At 72.1% G+C, this 16,530-nt stretch carries 18 protein-coding genes; 12 read left to right on the top strand and 6 right to left on the bottom strand.

Going from position 1 to position 16,530, the window contains the following annotated elements; genetic code table 11:
* Window positions 1-9: 9 nt before the first annotated feature.
* The 6 genes from AC3ET3_RS25235 to AC3ET3_RS25210 form a co-directional block, all read right to left on the bottom strand.
* Window positions 10-636, bottom strand: coding sequence for a 4'-phosphopantetheinyl transferase superfamily protein (locus tag AC3ET3_RS25235; RefSeq protein WP_432133468.1), 627 nt, complete (start codon window positions 634-636; stop codon window positions 10-12).
* Between the two features lie 94 nt (window positions 637-730).
* The gene (locus AC3ET3_RS25230) at window positions 731-1,582 is read right to left on the bottom strand and encodes an alpha/beta fold hydrolase (protein ID WP_432133467.1); all 852 of its coding nucleotides are present in this window, start codon (window positions 1,580-1,582) and stop codon (window positions 731-733) included.
* Window positions 1,583-1,692: 110 nt separating this feature from the next.
* Window positions 1,693-2,532 carry a class-II aminoacyl-tRNA synthetase family protein gene (locus tag AC3ET3_RS25225; RefSeq protein ID WP_432133466.1) on the bottom strand — a complete coding sequence of 280 codons (840 nt, stop codon included), beginning with the start codon at window positions 2,530-2,532 and terminating at the stop codon, window positions 1,693-1,695.
* A complete protein-coding gene (locus AC3ET3_RS25220) occupies window positions 2,532-2,777 on the bottom strand; it encodes an acyl carrier protein (RefSeq protein WP_432133465.1) in 246 nt (81 codons plus the stop codon). The genes AC3ET3_RS25225 and AC3ET3_RS25220 overlap by 1 nt, the downstream gene beginning before the upstream one ends.
* Window positions 2,774-3,652: a diiron oxygenase gene (locus tag AC3ET3_RS25215; RefSeq protein WP_432133464.1), complete on the bottom strand. Its 879-nt coding sequence runs from the start codon at window positions 3,650-3,652 to the stop codon at window positions 2,774-2,776. The genes AC3ET3_RS25220 and AC3ET3_RS25215 overlap by 4 nt, the downstream gene beginning before the upstream one ends.
* An 88-nt stretch (window positions 3,653-3,740) precedes the next feature.
* Window positions 3,741-4,451, bottom strand: coding sequence for a class I SAM-dependent methyltransferase (locus AC3ET3_RS25210; RefSeq protein ID WP_432133463.1), 711 nt, complete (start codon window positions 4,449-4,451; stop codon window positions 3,741-3,743).
* 435 nt (window positions 4,452-4,886) lie between these two features.
* Here AC3ET3_RS25210 and AC3ET3_RS25205 point away from each other — a divergent pair, with 435 nt between their 5' ends.
* From AC3ET3_RS25205 to AC3ET3_RS25150, 12 genes are all read left to right on the top strand, one after another.
* A complete protein-coding gene (locus tag AC3ET3_RS25205) occupies window positions 4,887-6,038 on the top strand; it encodes an acyl-CoA dehydrogenase family protein (RefSeq protein ID WP_432133462.1) in 1,152 nt (383 codons plus the stop codon).
* A 194-nt stretch (window positions 6,039-6,232) separates the two neighbouring features.
* Complete coding sequence (locus AC3ET3_RS25200) at window positions 6,233-6,694, top strand: PhzA/PhzB family protein (protein ID WP_432133461.1); 462 nt, start codon at window positions 6,233-6,235, stop codon at window positions 6,692-6,694.
* A gap of 50 nt (window positions 6,695-6,744) precedes the next feature.
* Window positions 6,745-7,917 (top strand): 3-deoxy-7-phosphoheptulonate synthase, encoded by a 1,173-nt coding sequence (locus AC3ET3_RS25195; RefSeq protein ID WP_432133460.1) that lies wholly within the window; start codon window positions 6,745-6,747, stop codon window positions 7,915-7,917.
* A 107-nt stretch (window positions 7,918-8,024) separates the two neighbouring features.
* Entirely contained in the window at window positions 8,025-8,648 is a 624-nt protein-coding gene (locus AC3ET3_RS25190; protein WP_432133459.1) for an isochorismatase family protein, read from the top strand.
* On the top strand, window positions 8,645-10,564 hold the full coding sequence (locus tag AC3ET3_RS25185) for an anthranilate synthase family protein (RefSeq protein ID WP_432133458.1): 1,920 nt from the start codon (window positions 8,645-8,647) through the stop codon (window positions 10,562-10,564). Before AC3ET3_RS25190 ends, AC3ET3_RS25185 begins: the two co-directional genes overlap by 4 nt.
* Window positions 10,561-10,896, top strand: coding sequence for a hypothetical protein (locus AC3ET3_RS25180; RefSeq protein WP_432133457.1), 336 nt, complete (start codon window positions 10,561-10,563; stop codon window positions 10,894-10,896). The genes AC3ET3_RS25185 and AC3ET3_RS25180 overlap by 4 nt, the downstream gene beginning before the upstream one ends.
* 34 nt (window positions 10,897-10,930) lie before the next feature.
* Complete coding sequence (locus AC3ET3_RS25175) at window positions 10,931-11,764, top strand: PhzF family phenazine biosynthesis protein (RefSeq protein WP_432133456.1); 834 nt, start codon at window positions 10,931-10,933, stop codon at window positions 11,762-11,764.
* Window positions 11,765-11,802: 38 nt separating this feature from the next.
* Complete coding sequence (gene phzG / locus AC3ET3_RS25170; RefSeq protein WP_432133455.1) at window positions 11,803-12,441, top strand: phenazine biosynthesis FMN-dependent oxidase PhzG; 639 nt, start codon at window positions 11,803-11,805, stop codon at window positions 12,439-12,441.
* Between the two features lie 67 nt (window positions 12,442-12,508).
* Window positions 12,509-12,892, top strand: coding sequence for a VOC family protein (locus tag AC3ET3_RS25165; RefSeq protein WP_432133454.1), 384 nt, complete (start codon window positions 12,509-12,511; stop codon window positions 12,890-12,892).
* A 24-nt stretch (window positions 12,893-12,916) separates the two neighbouring features.
* Window positions 12,917-14,026 carry a phenazine antibiotic biosynthesis protein gene (locus AC3ET3_RS25160; protein ID WP_432133453.1) on the top strand — a complete coding sequence of 370 codons (1,110 nt, stop codon included), beginning with the start codon at window positions 12,917-12,919 and terminating at the stop codon, window positions 14,024-14,026.
* Complete coding sequence (locus AC3ET3_RS25155) at window positions 14,026-15,477, top strand: aldehyde dehydrogenase family protein (RefSeq protein ID WP_435612949.1); 1,452 nt, start codon at window positions 14,026-14,028, stop codon at window positions 15,475-15,477. The genes AC3ET3_RS25160 and AC3ET3_RS25155 overlap by 1 nt, the downstream gene beginning before the upstream one ends.
* A gap of 61 nt (window positions 15,478-15,538) precedes the next feature.
* Window positions 15,539-16,363, top strand: a complete 825-nt coding sequence (locus tag AC3ET3_RS25150) for a class I SAM-dependent methyltransferase (RefSeq protein ID WP_432133451.1) — start codon at window positions 15,539-15,541, stop codon at window positions 16,361-16,363.
* Window positions 16,364-16,530: the final 167 nt, after the last annotated feature.

Below are 16,530 nucleotides of genomic sequence, written 5' to 3'. Positions count from 1 at the left end.
GTCCAAGACCTAGTTTTTTGGGGAGACCGAACTTTTGGTTATGGTTCGGGGTGGTCGGGCGGGTACTGCTCCGAAGCGGCGCTGCGGCCGGGCGTCCGGCAGACCGGGTGGCGGGTCGGCGCCGACGGCCACCGCGAACGCGAACAGGGGCGTCACCAGGTCCTCGACCAGCGCGAAACGGTCACCGGCCCGCGCCCACAGCCGGTCCTCCTGGGCGTACAGGCGAACCCGCCAGAACAGCCCACCATGGGCCCGGTGGCAGTCAGTCAGCGCCTTGAAAGCGGCCTCTTTGGCGGCGAACAACCGCCGCAGACCGGCCGGATCGCCGTCCGGCCACAGAGACTCCCGTTCCCGGTCGTCGAGCAGGAACCGGTGCAGCCGTACATCGGGGCAGCGCGGCTCCAGGTCGACGCCGACGCCGTGGGCGCCCGGCGCGACGGCGGCGACCGCGAGGGTCGTGGTGTGGGTGACGGAGGCGGGGAAGCCGACGGGGCCGACGGGCGCGCCGCTGCGCCGCCGGCCCACCGCCGTCACCGGGCTGCCCGCGCGCCGCAGCGCCCTGCCCACCGCGACCCGGCCGGCGCGGTGCTGCGCGGCGACGGAGCCCGTCGGTTCGACCGCGACGCTCTCCAGCACGACCTGCCGGTAACGCCCGGGGCTCCCGAGCAGCCATGTGCGCGGGAGCCCCGGATGCGGGGGCCCCGGCCGGCGTGACCCCGATGGCGTCGACTCAGCCACCCGGACCGGTCACCCGCTCGACGAACGAGACGACCTCCCGCTGGAACCACTCGGGTTCTTCGAGGAAGGCCAGGTGTCCACCGTGCGGCACGGTCACGGTGGTGGCGTCCGGCAGCAGTCCGACCAGTTCCTGTACCGCGTGGGCGCTCAGCGAGAAGTCGTCGCCGCCGACGAAGAGCAGCGTCGGCTGCCGCACTTCGGTCGTGATCTGCGGATCGAGCGGGGCCTTCACCGACACCGCGAGCCCGGCGCGCAGGGACTCCACGGTGTGGATGCCGAGGAAGTTCTGCTTGCGGCCCAGGAACCCGATCGGCCCCGCCGACTCCACGGCCAGGTCACCCGAGACGAGCGGGTACAACTGCTCGTAGAGGACGCCCAGTCCGGAGGTGTCCAGCGTCTTCAGCCAGGACTTGGTGATCCGGCGCAGGCGCTGCGGGCCGTGCGGGCTCATCGCCGGGCCGGCCAGGATCAGGCCCTGCACGCGGTCCGGGTGGGCCACGGCGAAGTCCCGGCAGATCAGCGTCGAGAACGACGTGCCCAGCAGGATGGCCTTCTCCAGCCCCAGCGTGTCGAACAGGGCTTTCAGGTCGCTGATGTGGTCCTCCCACACCGGTTCCCCGGGGTGGGGGCTCGAGTCGCCCTGGCCGCGCAGGTCGTACGCGGTGAGCCGGGCCGTCGAGGCCAAGTTCGCGGTGTACGACCGCCAGGACTTGCGGTCCATGAAGAAGTTGTTGACGAGGACGATGTCGGGTCCGGATCCGCGTCGCTCGTAGGCGATGTGGATGTCGTCGGTCACCTGGACCGTGCCGGTCTCCAGGGCGTCGTCGACGGTCGTGTCGGTCATCGGCTCACTTTCGACGGGAGGCGGGCGGGGAGGGGGAGGGAGCCGGCCGGCACGTGAGGACCGGCCGGCTCGGCCCGCGGCCCTGATGCGGCGCCGCGGGCAGGCGGGGCTCAGACGGCGTCGAGGACAGCCTCGGCGGCCGACCGGGCGTCCCCGAACCGGGCGGTCAACACGTGCACCCACCGCTCCAGGCCGAAGGCGAGGCAGCTGGTGGAGGCGGGCGAGCCGTCCGGCAGGGAGATCGCGCAGCGCTCCCCGAAGAAGTTGCGGTGGTAGTTCACCGACCCGATGGCCAGGCCGTCCACCACGAACTCCTCCTTCACCGGGAACAGCCGCTGCATCGTGGCCCGCGAGCCGTTCCGGTCGAAGAAGGGGTCGGTGGCCACCTCGGTCGACATCGCCAGACCGAGCCGGTCGGCCAGGCCCAGCACCTGCTCCTTGGCCCGCTTGAGGTGCTCCTGGGCACCGTCGGCCGAACCGACGAACACGATCTCCCGCATGCTGAAGCCGAGCAGCCGGCGCAGCCCCTCGTAGTGCGTCTCGTTGCGGAAGCAGGTGGCCACCGTGGTGAATCGGTTCTCCGCCGCGGTCAGGGTCTGGTCCCGCAGATGGAAGTACACCGAATAACAGGCGGCGGACGGCAGGGCCAGTGACGCGTCGCCGAGAACGCCGGCCGGCAACTGCTCCAGCGGGGACTGCGCCCCGGCCCGCAGCGCCGTGAGCCGCTCGGGGTCGGCGGCGACCGCGGCCAGGCCCAGGTGCGGGAAGTTCTCGTAGTAGTCGATGGCCTCCAGGTCGCGCGGGCTCAGCAGGAACGGGTACCGGCGCTCCTGGGCTTCCCACTGGTGCGCCCAGGACAATGCCAGCGAGTCGAACGCGCGCAGCAGTCGCAGCTCGTCCGCGCCGAGAACCCCGAGACCGTTGTCGGTCGTCCCGGTGGCGGTCCCCATCAGTTCGCCGCCCCCTGCAGGAAGCGCTTGTCGATGGCCCGCAGGGTGCGGAAGTCCTGGACGTCGATCTCCTCCGGGTCGATCTGCTCACCGCTCAATTCCTCGAGCAAGTAAAGGAATTCGACGAAGGCCAGTGAGTCGACCGCCCGGCGGTCGATCAGGTCGTCGTCCAGGTTCAGCTCGCCCACCTCCGGATTGCGCTGGTGGATGAAGGTGAGGATCCTGGTCATCTTGTCGTCGCTCATGCCGTGGCTCCCTGAACCTGAAGGCCGTTGCGGGCGAGAAACTTCCGGGTGCGGTTGAGGATGTCGTTGTGCGCCGCCTGGCGGGCCGGGTGCTCCAGCAGTCGGCGGCGCAGTTCCAGCGGTTGTTCGAGACCGGCGTCGCGGTAGACAGCGGGGTTGTACAGACTGCGGACGCTGTACTCGAGGTACGTCTCCAGGTACTTGGCGAGCACCGGGATGTCCTCCGGCCGGCTCTCCTTGACCTGGTCGAGGAGCTGGGTGAACAGGTGCCGCCCGAAGGCGACGTGCCGGCTCTCGTCCTGGTGGTGGACCCGGTTGATCTCCCGCGCGATGGGCGGCAGCGCCTGGTCCGTGGCCATCCGGGCGTTGAAGTAGTCGACCAGCTCTTCGAAGATCAGGATGCGGGCGAAGATGATCAGCTCGATCGCGGCCTCGCCCACCCCCTCGACCACGCCCGGGCCGACCTGCGGGACCGCCGGGTACACCTTGCCGCCGTACTTGAGGCAGAAGGTCCCGAAGAACCACATGTGCTCGTTCTCCTCCCCGATGAAGTGGTGGAGGAACTCCGAGGCGTCCGCGTAGGTCTTGGTGTGGATGCGCAGCACGACCTCGCTGAGCAGCTCGCGGATACCGTGCACGTTGAGGCTGAAGAAGTGCACCGCCTCGTGGCGGGTCAGGGCGAGCTGCTGCTCACGCGACAGCGCTTCCCACTCCTCGGTCCCGGCCAGCGTGACCAGGTCCTCGCTCATCCAGGGCCGGTCCGTTCCGAGGGTCTCGGGCCAGTCGAAGATCGTGTACGGGTTGTAGTAGTCGGACTCCGCCATCGCTTCCAGCCGGGCCAGATCCAGCTTGACGGGCTTGACGGTCGTCGTCATCGGCAGACCTTCTTTCGTGAAGAGTGCGGGGCGACGGGCGGGCCGGCGGGCCACCCGCCGGGTCCGGGCCGCGCCCCCGGCCGGGGGATCAGGAGCGTTCAGCCAGCACGGACCAGACCGGCAGCAGGGTGCGTCCCTTGTCGTCGATCTCCACCTGGGTGCCGGTCTTCGCCAGGAAGGTCCGGGTGGCCTCGGCCACACCCCAGTAGACTGCCTGGGTCAGCTCCGTCACCGTCCAGCCTGCGTCGGTCAGGACTTGACGGACCGTCTGTTCGCTGACGGACAGCGGTTCGGGCATGCCACCGGGGACCGCCGCGAAGCACAGCATGTCCAGCCAGGCGCCGGGCCGGCCGGCCCGGTGCAGCGCGGCGGCGTAGCGCCGTCGGCCGTCCGCATCGAGCGTGTGGAACAGGGCGCTGTCCAGCAGGGTGTCGAAGCGGCCCGTGTACTCGGTCAGACTGGTGGCGTCGGCCACGGCGAAGTCGATGTCCGTTCCGCCGGGCCGGCCGGCCGCCCGCTCGACGGCCCGCTCGATCGCCGTGGACGCGGCGTCCACCGCGGTCACACGATAGCCGCGGGCGGCCAGGAAGACGGCGTTGTCACCGAGGCCGCAGCCGGCGTCGAGCACGTCACCGCGAATTCGCCCGCGCCGCTCGAATTCAATCACACCGGGCTGGGGTTCGCCGACGTCCCAGGGCACTCGGGTGATGCCGGCGTCTCCGAGGAGTTCACCCCCGCGATATATGGCGTTGAAGTCGGCGGTCGCGTAATCGTAGGACTTCTGGGCACTCTCACTCATGCCAGTCTCCTGGTGGATGGGCCGGGCGTACGGTCCTGCCGGACCAAAGGAATTACCACAGCGCCGGGAACCGCGTAAGGCGTGCGGGCCTGCGACGCCGTGTGTTCAACCGAGGAATCTCCTCGGTTGAACACGGGCCGCACCGGACCAGCGGGCGGGGCCGTGGGTGTGAATTATGTATTCCGCTTATCTCTGTGGGCCGATGCCGCAGCGACCGGGAAGCGGAATGCAGACTATCGGAACGTCGCTCCCTCGTATTCGCCGGGGGTGGCTGTGTTGAACGGGCCCACGTACGATGCCTGGGCGGCCGGAGGAAACGGACCGCCAATCGTCCGGAGCGACATCCGCACCGGGGCTTCAGTGTCCCGATAATCCGGAAGGAAAAAGAAATTGCGCGGTTCAGGGAATAACGTAGACGCGCAGGCAGCCGAGTTGGTGAAACGGTCCGCCGGACTCCGCGAGGAACTCTGGAAACACGCGGCGGAGAGCGACCGGGCCCGTCGGCTGTCCGACGAGGTCATGGCCGAGATCACCGGCGCCGGCCTGACCCGGCTCCTGGTGCCCGGGAGCCACGGCGGCCACGAGACCGCCGTACGGACGCTGCTGGAGGTCTGTACCGAGCTGGGCCGCGGCTGCGTCTCGGCCTCCTGGGTCACCGGGGTGCTGAACGTCGGCAACTTCGTGGTCGCGCTCTTCCCCGACCGCACACGCACGGAGGTCTGGGGCGATGACCCCGACGCCCGCACCGCGCTCATCCTGGGCGCGCCCGTGCGGACCGTGGAGCGGGTGGACGGCGGAATCCGCGTCACCGGCGAATGGCCCTACGCCTCCGGCTCGTTGCACGCGGAGTGGACGTGCGGACTGGTCCTGACGGACACCGGCGGCGGCCTCCAGCCGCACTTCGCGCTGATGCCCGCCGCCGATGTGACGGTGCGCGACACCTGGCACTACGTCGGGATGCGCGGCACCGGCAGCAACACGGTGGTGGCCGACCGCGTCTTCGTCCCGGACCACCGGCTGCTTCCCTACAAGCCCCTGCTCGACGGTGAGACCGACGGACTGGTCCCCCCGGACCGGCTCTACCGCAACAGCCTGACCGGCGTCTTCATGGTCGGTCTGATCGGTTCGCTCCTCGGCGGCGCCGACGCCGCCCTGAACTACGCCCTGGAACACGCCGGCACCCGCCGGGTGGCGGGCACCACCTACGCCAACCAGGCGGAGTCGCCCACCGCCCGGCTCGCCCTGGCCGGTGCGGCCACCCGGCTGGACACCGCCCGGCTCCACGCGCGCCGGATGGCCGACGGGGTCGACGATCACGCCCTGGCCGGCGAGAATCCGGGCCTGCTCACCCGGGCCCGGAACCGCATGGACGCCACCCACGTCGTACAGCAGTGCCGCGAGGCCGTCGACGACATCGTCACGCTCTACGGCTCCTCCGCGCTCGAGGCGTCCAACCCGCTCCAGCGACTGTGGCGCGACATCCACGTCGGCAGCCGGCACGCCGGCTTCGGCATGGGCGTCCCCGAACAGGTCTATGGCAGCGCCCTGGTCGGCCAGGACCCGCGCGGCATCAGCATGATGGTCTGACGCGGCCCGCCTGTACTGCTGCCGCTCGGCACTTCCCGAACCGAACACTGCCGTCCCGTACTCCCCGCACCGAACACCTCCCGTTGTGATGCGTTCCGGGCCTGCTCCACGACCAGGGCCCGCCCCCGCGACCCCCGCGCGAGCAGGGTGACCGCGGCGGCACCACCTTCCAGTGACGGAAAGCGAGACGAGGCATGTCCGACGAGCACGAGACACGCGAACACAACCGCGCCGTCGTCGCGCGGTACATGAACACACGCGGTCAGGACCGGCTGGAGCGGCACCTGCTGTTCACCGAGGACGGCACCGGCGGTCTGTGGACCACGGAGACCGGCGAACCCATCGTCATCAACGGCCGGGACCGGCTCGGCGAGCACGCCGTCTGGTCGCTCAAGTGCTTCCCCGACTGGGTCTGGACCAATGTCGAGATCTTCGACACCCAGGACCCCGACCGGTTCTGGGTCGAGTGCGACGGCGAGGGTCAGATCCTCTTCCCCGGCTATCCGCCCGGCCACTACACCAATCACTTCCTGCACTCCTTCCTGTTCGAGAACGGGAAGATCAAGCAGCAGCGCGAATTCATGAACCCCTGCCGGCAGTTCCGGGCCCTGGGCATCGAGGTTCCCACGGTGCGCCGAGACGGAATTCCGACCTGACGCCAGCCGACCGCCCGTCGATCCCCGACTCGACCTCGCAAAGGGAAGCCGTGCGCACCACAGCCCAGGACACCCAAGCGTCTCTCGCCCTGCAGCAACCCCAGTGGGAGGACGCCCGCCCCGTGGAACGGGTGCGCGACGCCCTCGGTACCTGTCCGCCGCTGGTCACCGCCGACTCCGCCGAGCGACTGCGCGTGCTGCTCGCCGACGTCGCGGCCGGCCGGGCCCACCTGCTCCAGGCCGGGGACTGCGCCGAGGACCCGGCCGAGTCCACCCCCCGGCACGTACGGAGCAAGACGCAGCTGCTCGACCTGCTCGCCGAGACCGTCGGCGCGGTCACCGGCAAACCCGTCCTGCGGATCGGCCGGATCGCCGGTCAGTTCGCCAAGCCGCGCTCCAAGCCGGTCGAGCTGGTCGACGGGGTCACCCTGCCCGTGTTCCGCGGACACATGGTCAACGGCCCCGAACCCGACCCGGACCAGCGGCGGGCCGACCCCGAGCGCATCCTCACGTGCTACCACGCGGCCCAGGACGTCGTGCGGGAGCTGACCGCCGTCAACGAGGGCCGGCCCGCCGCCGAACAGGTGTGGACCAGCCACGAGGCACTGCTGCTCGACTACGAACTGCCCATGCTGCGGCGGGCGTCCGGCGGTGGTCAGTACCTCGGCTCCGCGCACCTGCCCTGGATCGGGGAGCGGACCCGCCAGCCCGACGGGGCCCATGTGCGGCTGCTCGCCGGCATCACCAACCCCGTCGCCTGCAAGATCGGCCCCGGCACCACCGCCGAGGACATCACCGCCCTGGCCGACCGGCTCGACCCGCACCGCCTGCCGGGCCGGCTGGTACTCGTCGCCCGGATGGGCACCGGCTTCGTCTCCAGCCGGCTGCCCGCGCTGGTGGCGGCCGTTCGGGCGGCCGGGCACCCGGCGATCTGGCTGTGCGACCCGATGCATGGCAACACCATCACCAGCCCCACCGGCCACAAGACCCGGCTGGTGGACGCGATGCTGGCGGAGATCCAGGACTTCGGCGCGGTGCAGGCCGAGGCGGGCGGGGTGAACGGCGGGCTGCACCTGGAGACCACCCCGGACGACGTCACCGAGTGCGCCGCCGACGTCTCCGAACTCGGCAGCGTGGGGGACCGGCACACCACCTTCTGCGACCCGCGGCTCAATCCGCGGCAGGCGCTACGCCTGGTCACCGGCTGGGCGCGCACGCTCTGAACCGCAGGCTGCCGGCCAACCGCCCATCGCACCCCCCGCCGCTCCGGGGCGGCCCGCGCGAGCGGCCGCGCCCGGGCCCCATCCTCCCGCCCGAAAGGAACCGACTGGTGGTCGGTATACCCCCCATCGCCCCCTACGCCCTGCCGACGCCGGACAGCCTGCCGGCGAACGTGGTCGACTGGACGCCGGACCCGCGGCGCGCGGCCCTGGTCGTCCACGACATGCAGCACTTCTTCCTGCGCCCGTTTCCCGAACCGCTACGCTCCCACCTCGTCGACAACGCGGCGCTGTTGCGCAAACGGGCCGCGAGCCTCGGAGTGCCGGTCGCCTACACCGCGCAGCCGGGCGGCATGACGGAGGCGGAGCGCGGACTGCTCAAGCACTTCTGGGGACCGGGAATGCGCACCGCGCCCGCCGACCGGGAGGTGGTGCCCGAGTTGGCGCCGGAACCCGGCGACTGGACCCTGACCAAGTACCGCTACAGCGCCTTCTACTCCTCCGACCTGTTGCAGCGGATGCGTTCCGCGGGCCGCGACCAGATCGTGCTGTGCGGGGTCTACGCCCACATCGGAGTGCTGGCCACGGCCATCGAGGCTTTCAGTCACGACTTCCAGGTCTTCCTGGCTGCCGACGCCATCGCGGACTTCTCCGCCGAGCAGCACCGCATCACCCTCGACTACGTGGTCGAGTGCTGCGGGGCGGTCACGCCGAGCGTGGAGGTGTTCCGGTGAGCCCGCCCCACCCCGACCTGCTCGACCGGGTGCTGACCGCTTCCCGGCCGCCCGACTTCGCGCTGCTGCACCGTCCGGAGAGCGGCACGCCCGGCACCGTCGACGTGCTGCTGGGCGAGGTCTCCCACCCCGCCTCGCTGGCCGGCCTGCCGCTGCCCGACCTCACGGCCGCCGCCGACGGCCCGGCCCACGAGGCGCTGGTCCTGGTGCCCTACCGCCAGCTCGTCGAGCGGAACTTCGCCGCCCCCGACGACGGGGCGCCGCTGGTCGCCCTCACCGTCTCCGAGCAGGCGGCGCTGCCGCTCGCGGACGCCCTGGAGCGGCTGCCCGACGTGCCCGTCGCCCTGTCCGGACAGCGCTTCGACCTGTCCGACGACGAGTACGCCGAAAAGGTGCGGCGCGTGGTCGCCGACGAGATCGGCACCGGCGAGGGCGCCAACTTCGTACTGCGCCGCACCCTGCTCGCGGACCTCGAAGGCTACGGGCCGCACACCGCGCTGGCCGTCTTCCGGCGGCTGACCGCACTGGAGGCGAGCGCCTACTGGACCTTCGTCATCCACGTGGACGGCCGCGTCCTGGTCGGCGCCACCCCGGAACGGCACATCTCGGTGCGGCAGGGCCAGGCCGTGATGAACCCCATCAGCGGCACCTACCGCTACCCTTCCGGCGGTCCGGACCTGGCCGGTCTCACCGCCTTCCTGCGCGACCGGAAGGAGACCGACGAGCTGTACATGGTCCTCGACGAGGAACTGAAGATGATGTCCCGGATCTGCGAGCCCGGCGTCCGGGTCACCGGGCCCCGGCTCAAGGAGATGGCGCGGCTGGCCCACACCGAGTACTTCATCGAGGGCCACACCCGCAGCGACGTCCGCGACATCCTGCGCGAGACGCTGTTCGCGCCGACTGTCACAGGCAGCCCGGTGGAGAGCGCGGCCCGCGTCATCCAACGCCACGAACCGGAGGGCCGCGGCTACTACAGCGGCGTCGCCGCGCTGATCAGCCGTGAGGCGTCCGGCGGCCGGTCGATGGACTCCGCCATCCTGATCCGCACCGCGGACATCGCGCCGGACGGCCGGCTGGCCCTCGCGGTCGGCGCCACCCTGGTGCGCCACTCCTCTCCCGAGGCCGAGGCCGCCGAGACCCGGGCCAAGGCCGCAGGGCTGCTTCAGGCACTGGGCGGAGAGCCGGGCCCGGCACCGGCCGGACCCGCGGCCCCCGCCGCCCCCCGCTTCACAGACCATCCCGGAATCCGGGAAGCGTTGCGCGGACGCAACGCCGGCATCGCCGGCTTCTGGCTGGCCGGCACACCGCCCGAGAACCTGCGGGTGCCGGAACTGAAGGGGCTGAAGATCCTCGTGGTGGACGCCGAGGACACCTTCACCGCGATGATCGTGCAGCAGCTCGAAGCGCTCGGGCCCACCGCCGAGGTCGTCCGCTACGACCACCTGTACGGCCTGGACCGCTTCGACGCGGTCGTCATGGGCCCCGGCCCCGGCGACCCGCAAGCCGCCGCCGACCCGAAGATCGCGGCACTCGACGCGGCCCTCTCCCAACTCCTGGACGACCGCCGCCCCTTCCTCGCGGTCTGCCTGAGCCACCAGGTACTCAGCCGCCGGCTGGGTTTCCCCCTGATCCGGCGGGCCGAACCCAACCAGGGCGTGCAGCGCACCATCGACCTGTTCGGACGGCGCGAACGCGTCGGCTACTACAACACGTTCGCCGCCGTCAGCCCCGCCGACCACCGCGAGGTGCCCGGCGTCGGAGCGGTCGAGGTCAGCCGTGACCCGGCCACCGGCGAGGTGGACGCACTGCGCGGCCCGCACTTCGCCTCCTTCCAGTTCCACGCCGAGTCGGTGCTCACCGTCGACGGACCGCGGCTGCTCGGTGAGGCGCTGCGGACGGTGCTCACCCGATGAAACTGGAGATCGCCTGGTGGGACCTGGACGGTTCGCCCCAGGACGTCGAGTCGCTGCGCGCGCACCTGCGAGACGGGGTGACCGACGACTGGGCCGAAGTCCCCGGCCTGCGCGTGAAGTTCTGGATCGCCGACACCGACCGCAACCGCTGGGGAGCGGTCATGGTGTGGGAGACCGACCGGCCCGCCGACCGCCCGCTGCCCGCCAACCGGGCCGCCGACCTGATCGGCAGGCCCCCCGACCACCGCATGCGCTGCGACGTCGAAGCCGTTGCCGAAGGCCTGCACACCCTGCCCGTCCTGCACGGGCTGGGTGCCGCACTGGTCCGCTGAACCCCCTCGTCCCCGTCCCTCAGGAGCCTCGCTGATGCACGAGTACGTGCTGGTCGACGCCTTCTCCCGGAGGCCGCTCTACGGCAACCCGGTCGCCGTCTTCCTCGACGCCGGTGATCTGACGGCCGAGACGATGCAGCGCATCGCCCGGGAGATGAACCTCTCCGAGACCACCTTCGTGCGACCCGCCCGCCAGGACGGCGACGCGCACATCCGGATCTTCACACCGGTCAACGAACTGCCCTTCGCCGGGCACCCGCTGCTCGGCACCGCGGTCGCGCTCGGCGCGGAACTGAAGCGGGACGGGCTGCGCCTGGAGACGGCCATGGGCACCATCCCCGTCGAACTCGGCGACGACGAGGGCGCCACCATCGTCCGCATGCAGCAACCGCACCCCGTCTGGGAACCGTACGAGCACGCCGCGGAACTGCTCGCCGCGCTGGGCGTCGACTCCTCCACCGCACCGGTGCAGATCTACCGCAACGGGCCCCGGCACGTCTTCGTCGGCCTGGAGAGCGTCGCCGAGCTGTCCGCGCTGCGCCCGGACCACCGCGCCCTGTCCCGCTTCCCCGACATGGCGGCCAACTGCTTCGCCGGGGAAGGCCTGCACTGGCGGACCCGGATGTTCTCCCCGGCCTACGGCGTGGTGGAGGACGCCGCGACCGGCTCGGCGGCGGGCCCGCTCGCCGTCCACCTCGCCCGCCACGGCCTGGCCGGCTACGGACAGCCCCTGCAGATCCTGCAGGGCGTGGAAATGGGCCGGCCCTCGCTGATGCTCGCCACCGCCGAAGGCGCCGGGGACGACGTCACCTCCGTCCAGGTCGGCGGCCACGGCGTCCTGGTGGGACGCGGCACCCTCTACGTCTAGACGCGCCCGACGGGCACCGGCGGCCAGGAAGGCATGGCATGAACACCAGCAAGTACGAGAGCCTCACCGGGCGGATCGACCGCCAGTTCCCGGAGTACGACGACCCGCCGCGGGAGCCGATGGGCCTGGTCCGCTCCTGGCTGGCGCAGGCCGCCGAACTGGGCGTGCGTGAACCACGGGCGCTCGCCCTGGCCACCGCCGACAAGCGGGGCAGGCCGTCCACCCGGGTGGTGGTGTTCGGCGCCGTCGACGACGAGGGCCTGCTGTTCACCACCCACAGCACCAGCCGCAAGAGCCGGGACATCGCCGAGACCGGCTGGGCGTCCGGGCTGCTGTACTGGCGGGAGACCGGCCAGCAGATCAGCCTGAGCGGGCCGGCCGTCCCGATCGGGGAGGCGGAGGCGGACGCCCTGTGGCACAGCCGGCCCGTCCCGCTGCACGCCATGTCCGCGGCGTCCCGGCAGAGCGAGCCGCTCACCGACCCGGCCGAACTGCGCTTTGCCGCCGAGTCCCTGGCCGCGACCGGGATGGCGCTGGAGCGCCCGGACCGCTTCGTCGGCTACCGGCTGCGGCCGCACGAGGTGGAGTTCTGGTGCGCGCGGCCTGATCGGCTGCACCACCGCCTGCGCTACGAACGGGACGGAGACACCTGGCAGGTCTCCCGCCTCCAGCCGTAGCCCGGACAACGCCGAGCGGACGACCGCCGCACCGACCACCCCCGACCCCCCCAGGAGTCAACCGCCCATGCAGGAACGCGCGTTTCCCCTGATCTTCGCCGAACGGGTTTCGGCCACCGCCGAGTTCTACGAGCGGCTCGGCTTCACCCGGATGCGGCAGGACCCGTCGGAGGGCACACCGACGTACATCAGCCTGCGGCGCGGCACGGCGGAACTGGCCGTGGTCCCCACCGCCTGGCCCGACACCCAGTACGGCACCCCGGCCGGCCAGGGACCGCGCTTCGAGATGTTCGTCCTGGTCGACGACCTGGACAGCACGCTGAAGGACCTCGCCGACGCCTCCGTCCCGCTGCTGCGTGCCGCCGTGGAGATGCCGTGGGGCGAGCGGATCGCCTACGTCGCCGACCCGGACGGCAACCCCGTGGCGCTCGCCGCCGGACCCCACTCCTGATCACACACTGACCTGGGACGCACCATGACGCTGGACATCGCCGAGATCACCCGCATCCTCGAACCGCCGCACGGTACCCGGCCCGACCCGGACGCGTTCGTACAGGCCGCCATGGCATGGCACTTCGACCCCGACACCGGATCGCCGTTCTGGCTGAAGCGAGCCGCCACCCTCGACTTCGACCCCCGCAGCGACGTCCGCACCCACGCCGACCTCGCCCTCTTCCCCAACGTCGCCGGCGAACTGCGCGACGTGCCCGCCGCCGCCCTCGTCCCGCGCGGCTACGGGGACCGGGCGGACGTCGTGGGCGTCTACGAGAGCGGCGGCACCACCGGCGCCCCCAAGCGCGTGGTGCTGCTGCGCGAGTGGATGGAGCGCACCCTCACCTGGAGCAACGCCGCCCTGGACGCCCACGGCTTCCCGCGCGGTGTGGACTGGCTCGGCCTGGTCCCCGGCGGCCCGCACATCGTGGGTGAGTACTTCCGGCGCTCCGCCGCCACGCACGGCCGGCACGGCTTCTGCGTCGACCTGGACCCCCGCTGGGTGAAGCGGACCATCGCCGAGGGCCGCGGCGCCGAGGCGTCCGCCTACGCCGAACACGTCATCGACCAGGCCGCCGAGGTGCTGCGCACCCAGGACATCGGTGTGATGACCATCACCCCGCCACTGCTGGAGCGGCTTGCCCGCCGCGACGAACTCGTCGACCTGGTCAACGAGAAGGTCCGCGCCATTCGCTGGGGCGGCACACAGCTCGACGCCGACTCCCGCCACCTGTACCGCACGGAGATCTTCCCGAACACGGTCCTCAGCGGAAACTACGGCAGCACGATGATCCTGGGCTTCGCAGGGGAGCGCCCGAACCTCCCCGACGACGCGCCCTGCGTCTTCGACACCCTCGACCCGTACGTCACCTTCGCCGTCGTCGACCCCGAGACCCGCCGGCCCGTCGAGCACGGGGAGCGCGGACGGGTCGTGGCCCATCACGTCAGCAGGTCCTTCCTGCTGCCCAACAACCTGGAACGCGACCTGGCCACCCGTATCGCGCCGCCCGAGGGCGGCATCGGGGACTCCGTCGCCGACATCACGCCCGTGGACACCTTCGAGGACGAGAAGGTCATCGAGGGGGTCTACTGATGACGCCCGCACCGGGCGCGCCCGCCCCGGCCGCAGCCCTCGCCACCGGGGCCCCCGCAACCTCCGGGTCCGCCGGGAACGCGCAGCCGCCCCAGCTCGACGCGCTCGGGCCCAAGGGCCCCTACCGCGCCCGCAACCGCCTCACCGTCACCGACGTGACCGGCGCTCCTGCGGCCGAACTCAGCATGGTGCCCGGCGTGTTCGTGCACCGCACGCTGACCGCGCTGCGCCGCGCCGCGCCCCTGAGCCCCGACGAACGCGCCGCCGCGCTGGTGCGTGCCGCTGAGCTGTTCAGCACCGGCACGGTGGCCGGCCGGTCCGTCGCCGAGCACGAGCACCTCGTCAGCCGGGTGGGCGGAGTGCCCATCGGCGTCGTACGCACCGCGACCCAGGCGATCGCCACCCGGCTCGCCGCCGCCTACGACAGCGCCCGGCGGGCGCGGCCGCAGGGTGCCGCCGACGACTGGCGCGACCCGCTCACCCGGGCCGGCCGCGCGGTGTGGGCTCGGCGCGGCGAGGTTTTCGCCGTGAACGCCGCCGGCAACCACCCCGGCACCCACAGCCTGTGGCCCGAGGCGCTGGCGCTCGGCTTCCGGGTCGCGGTCCGCCCCTCGCGCCGCGAGCCGTTCACCCCGCACCGCCTCATCACCGCGCTGCGCTCGGCCGGCTTCGGCCCGGACCAGGTGGCGTTGCTGCCCACCGGTCACGACCTCGCCGGCGAGCTGCTGAACGGCGCCGACCTCGGCATGGTCTACGGCGGTGACGACGTGGTCCGGCGCCACCACGCCGAGCGTACGGTGCTGACCCAGGGCCCGGGCCGCTCCAAGATCCTTCTCACCGCGGACGTCGACTGGCGTGACCACCTCGACACCATCGTCGACTCGGTGAGCCACCACGGCGGCACCGGCTGCGTCAACGCCACCGCGGTCCTCGTCGAGGGCGATCCGGAGCCGCTGTGCGAGGCGCTCGCCGAGCGCCTCGGCCACCTGCCAGCCCTCGCCCCGGACCACGACGAGGCCGTGCTCCCCGTCCAGCCGGTCGCCACCGCACGCGCGTTCGCCACGCACCTGGCGGGCCGGGCGGCCGGCACCCGGCCCTGGTTGGGGGCCGACGGCGTGGTGGCGGAACTCGGTGACGGCAGCGCCGCGTTGCGCCCCGCCGTGCACCAGACGGACCGCCCCGACGCACCCCAACTGGGCGTCGAACTCCCCTTCCCCTGCGTGTGGGTCGCGCCCTGGACGCCCGACGCGGGGGTGGCCGTGTTGCGGCACAGCCTCGTCCTGACCGTACTGACCCGCCAGGAGGAGCTGATCGACAGGCTGCTGGACGAACCCACCATCGGCAACGTGTACGTCGGTGACGTGCCGACGTACCGGATCGCGCCCGGGTTGCCGCACGACGGCTTCCTCGGCGACTTCCTGATGCGGACCAAGGCGGTCGTGCGGACCTGAGCCGTCGCTGCGCCCGCATCACCCACCACACCCGAGCACCTCTCGAAGGGACCACCAACCCATGCACGCCGTTTCGTACACCGCCCAGTGGATGGCCGCGGCCCGCGCCCTGGAGTCCGAGCGCGAGGACGCCCTTTACGTCGATCCCCTGGCCCGGTCCCTGGCCGAGCCCAAGGGCTTCGAACTCATCGACCGCTATGCCGGCGGCGGACTGCTGCCGTTCATCTCCATCCGCACCCGCTTCCTCGACGACGCCATCCGCGACCTGCTCGCCGACGGCACCATCGGCCAGGTCGTTCTGATCGCCGCCGGCATGGACACCCGGGCCTTCCGGCTGGACTGGCCGGACGACGTCGACGTGTACGAGGTCGACCACGCCCCGCTCATCGCGGAGAAGCGCCGCCGTCTGGACGCCCTGGGCGCCAAGCCCGCCGTGCGGCGCCACGAGGTCTCCGCCGACCTGACCCAGGAGTGGCTGCCCTCGCTGGAGCAGGCCGGCTTCGACAGGACGCGGCCCACCCTGTGGATCGCCGAGGCGCTGACGTTCTTCCTCACGGAGGAGCAGGCGGCCGGGCTGCTGCGCCTGCTGGCGTCGGCGTCCGCCCCCGGCAGCCACCTCGCCTTCGACATCCTCGGCCGGGCCCTGCTGCGCAGCCCGTTCTCCAAGTCGTTCCTCGACCGGCTCGCCGACGACGGCACCCCCTGGATCTTCGGCACCGACGAGCCGGAGTCGTTCCTGACCGCCAACGGCTGGGACGTCGACACGCTGAAGGAGCCGGGCCAGCCCGGCGCGGGGGAGGGCCGCTGGCCCTACGAGGTGCAGCCCCGCGACCGCCGTCACGCCAACCGTCTGTGGCTGATCCGGGCGCGCCTCGCCGCACGGTGACACCAGGCATCCGGGACGGCAGCGGGGGGGGGGGGGGGGGGGGGGGGGGGGGGGGGGGGGGGGGGGGGGGGGGGGGGGGGGGGGGGGGGGGGGGGGGGGGGGGGGGGGTGGGGGGGGGGGGGGGGGGGGAGGGGGGGGGGGGGGGGGGGGGGGGGGGGGGGGGGGGG

Source organism: Streptomyces sp. bgisy159, assembly GCF_057707805.1.
This window is presented reverse-complemented; position numbering and strand designations above follow the sequence as displayed.

Bases quoted from the DNA above. Each gene is read 5' to 3' on its own strand.
- AC3ET3_RS25175 (WP_432133456.1), top strand. From the start codon at position 10,931: ATGCACGAGTACGTGCTGGTCGACGCCTTCTCCCGGAGGCCGCTCTAC.
- AC3ET3_RS25230 (WP_432133467.1), bottom strand. From the start codon at position 1,582: ATGACCGACACGACCGTCGACGACGCCCTGGAGACCGGCACGGTCCAG.
- AC3ET3_RS25210 (WP_432133463.1), bottom strand. From the start codon at position 4,451: ATGAGTGAGAGTGCCCAGAAGTCCTACGATTACGCGACCGCCGACTTC.
- AC3ET3_RS25220 (WP_432133465.1), bottom strand. From the start codon at position 2,777: ATGAGCGACGACAAGATGACCAGGATCCTCACCTTCATCCACCAGCGC.
- AC3ET3_RS25165 (WP_432133454.1), top strand. From the start codon at position 12,509: ATGCAGGAACGCGCGTTTCCCCTGATCTTCGCCGAACGGGTTTCGGCC.
- AC3ET3_RS25200 (WP_432133461.1), top strand. From the start codon at position 6,233: ATGTCCGACGAGCACGAGACACGCGAACACAACCGCGCCGTCGTCGCG.
- AC3ET3_RS25215 (WP_432133464.1), bottom strand. From the start codon at position 3,652: ATGACGACGACCGTCAAGCCCGTCAAGCTGGATCTGGCCCGGCTGGAA.
- AC3ET3_RS25150 (WP_432133451.1), top strand. From the start codon at position 15,539: ATGCACGCCGTTTCGTACACCGCCCAGTGGATGGCCGCGGCCCGCGCC.
- AC3ET3_RS25225 (WP_432133466.1), bottom strand. From the start codon at position 2,532: ATGGGGACCGCCACCGGGACGACCGACAACGGTCTCGGGGTTCTCGGC.
- AC3ET3_RS25155 (WP_435612949.1), top strand. From the start codon at position 14,026: ATGACGCCCGCACCGGGCGCGCCCGCCCCGGCCGCAGCCCTCGCCACC.
- AC3ET3_RS25180 (WP_432133457.1), top strand. From the start codon at position 10,561: ATGAAACTGGAGATCGCCTGGTGGGACCTGGACGGTTCGCCCCAGGAC.
- phzG (WP_432133455.1), top strand. From the start codon at position 11,803: ATGAACACCAGCAAGTACGAGAGCCTCACCGGGCGGATCGACCGCCAG.
- AC3ET3_RS25160 (WP_432133453.1), top strand. From the start codon at position 12,917: ATGACGCTGGACATCGCCGAGATCACCCGCATCCTCGAACCGCCGCAC.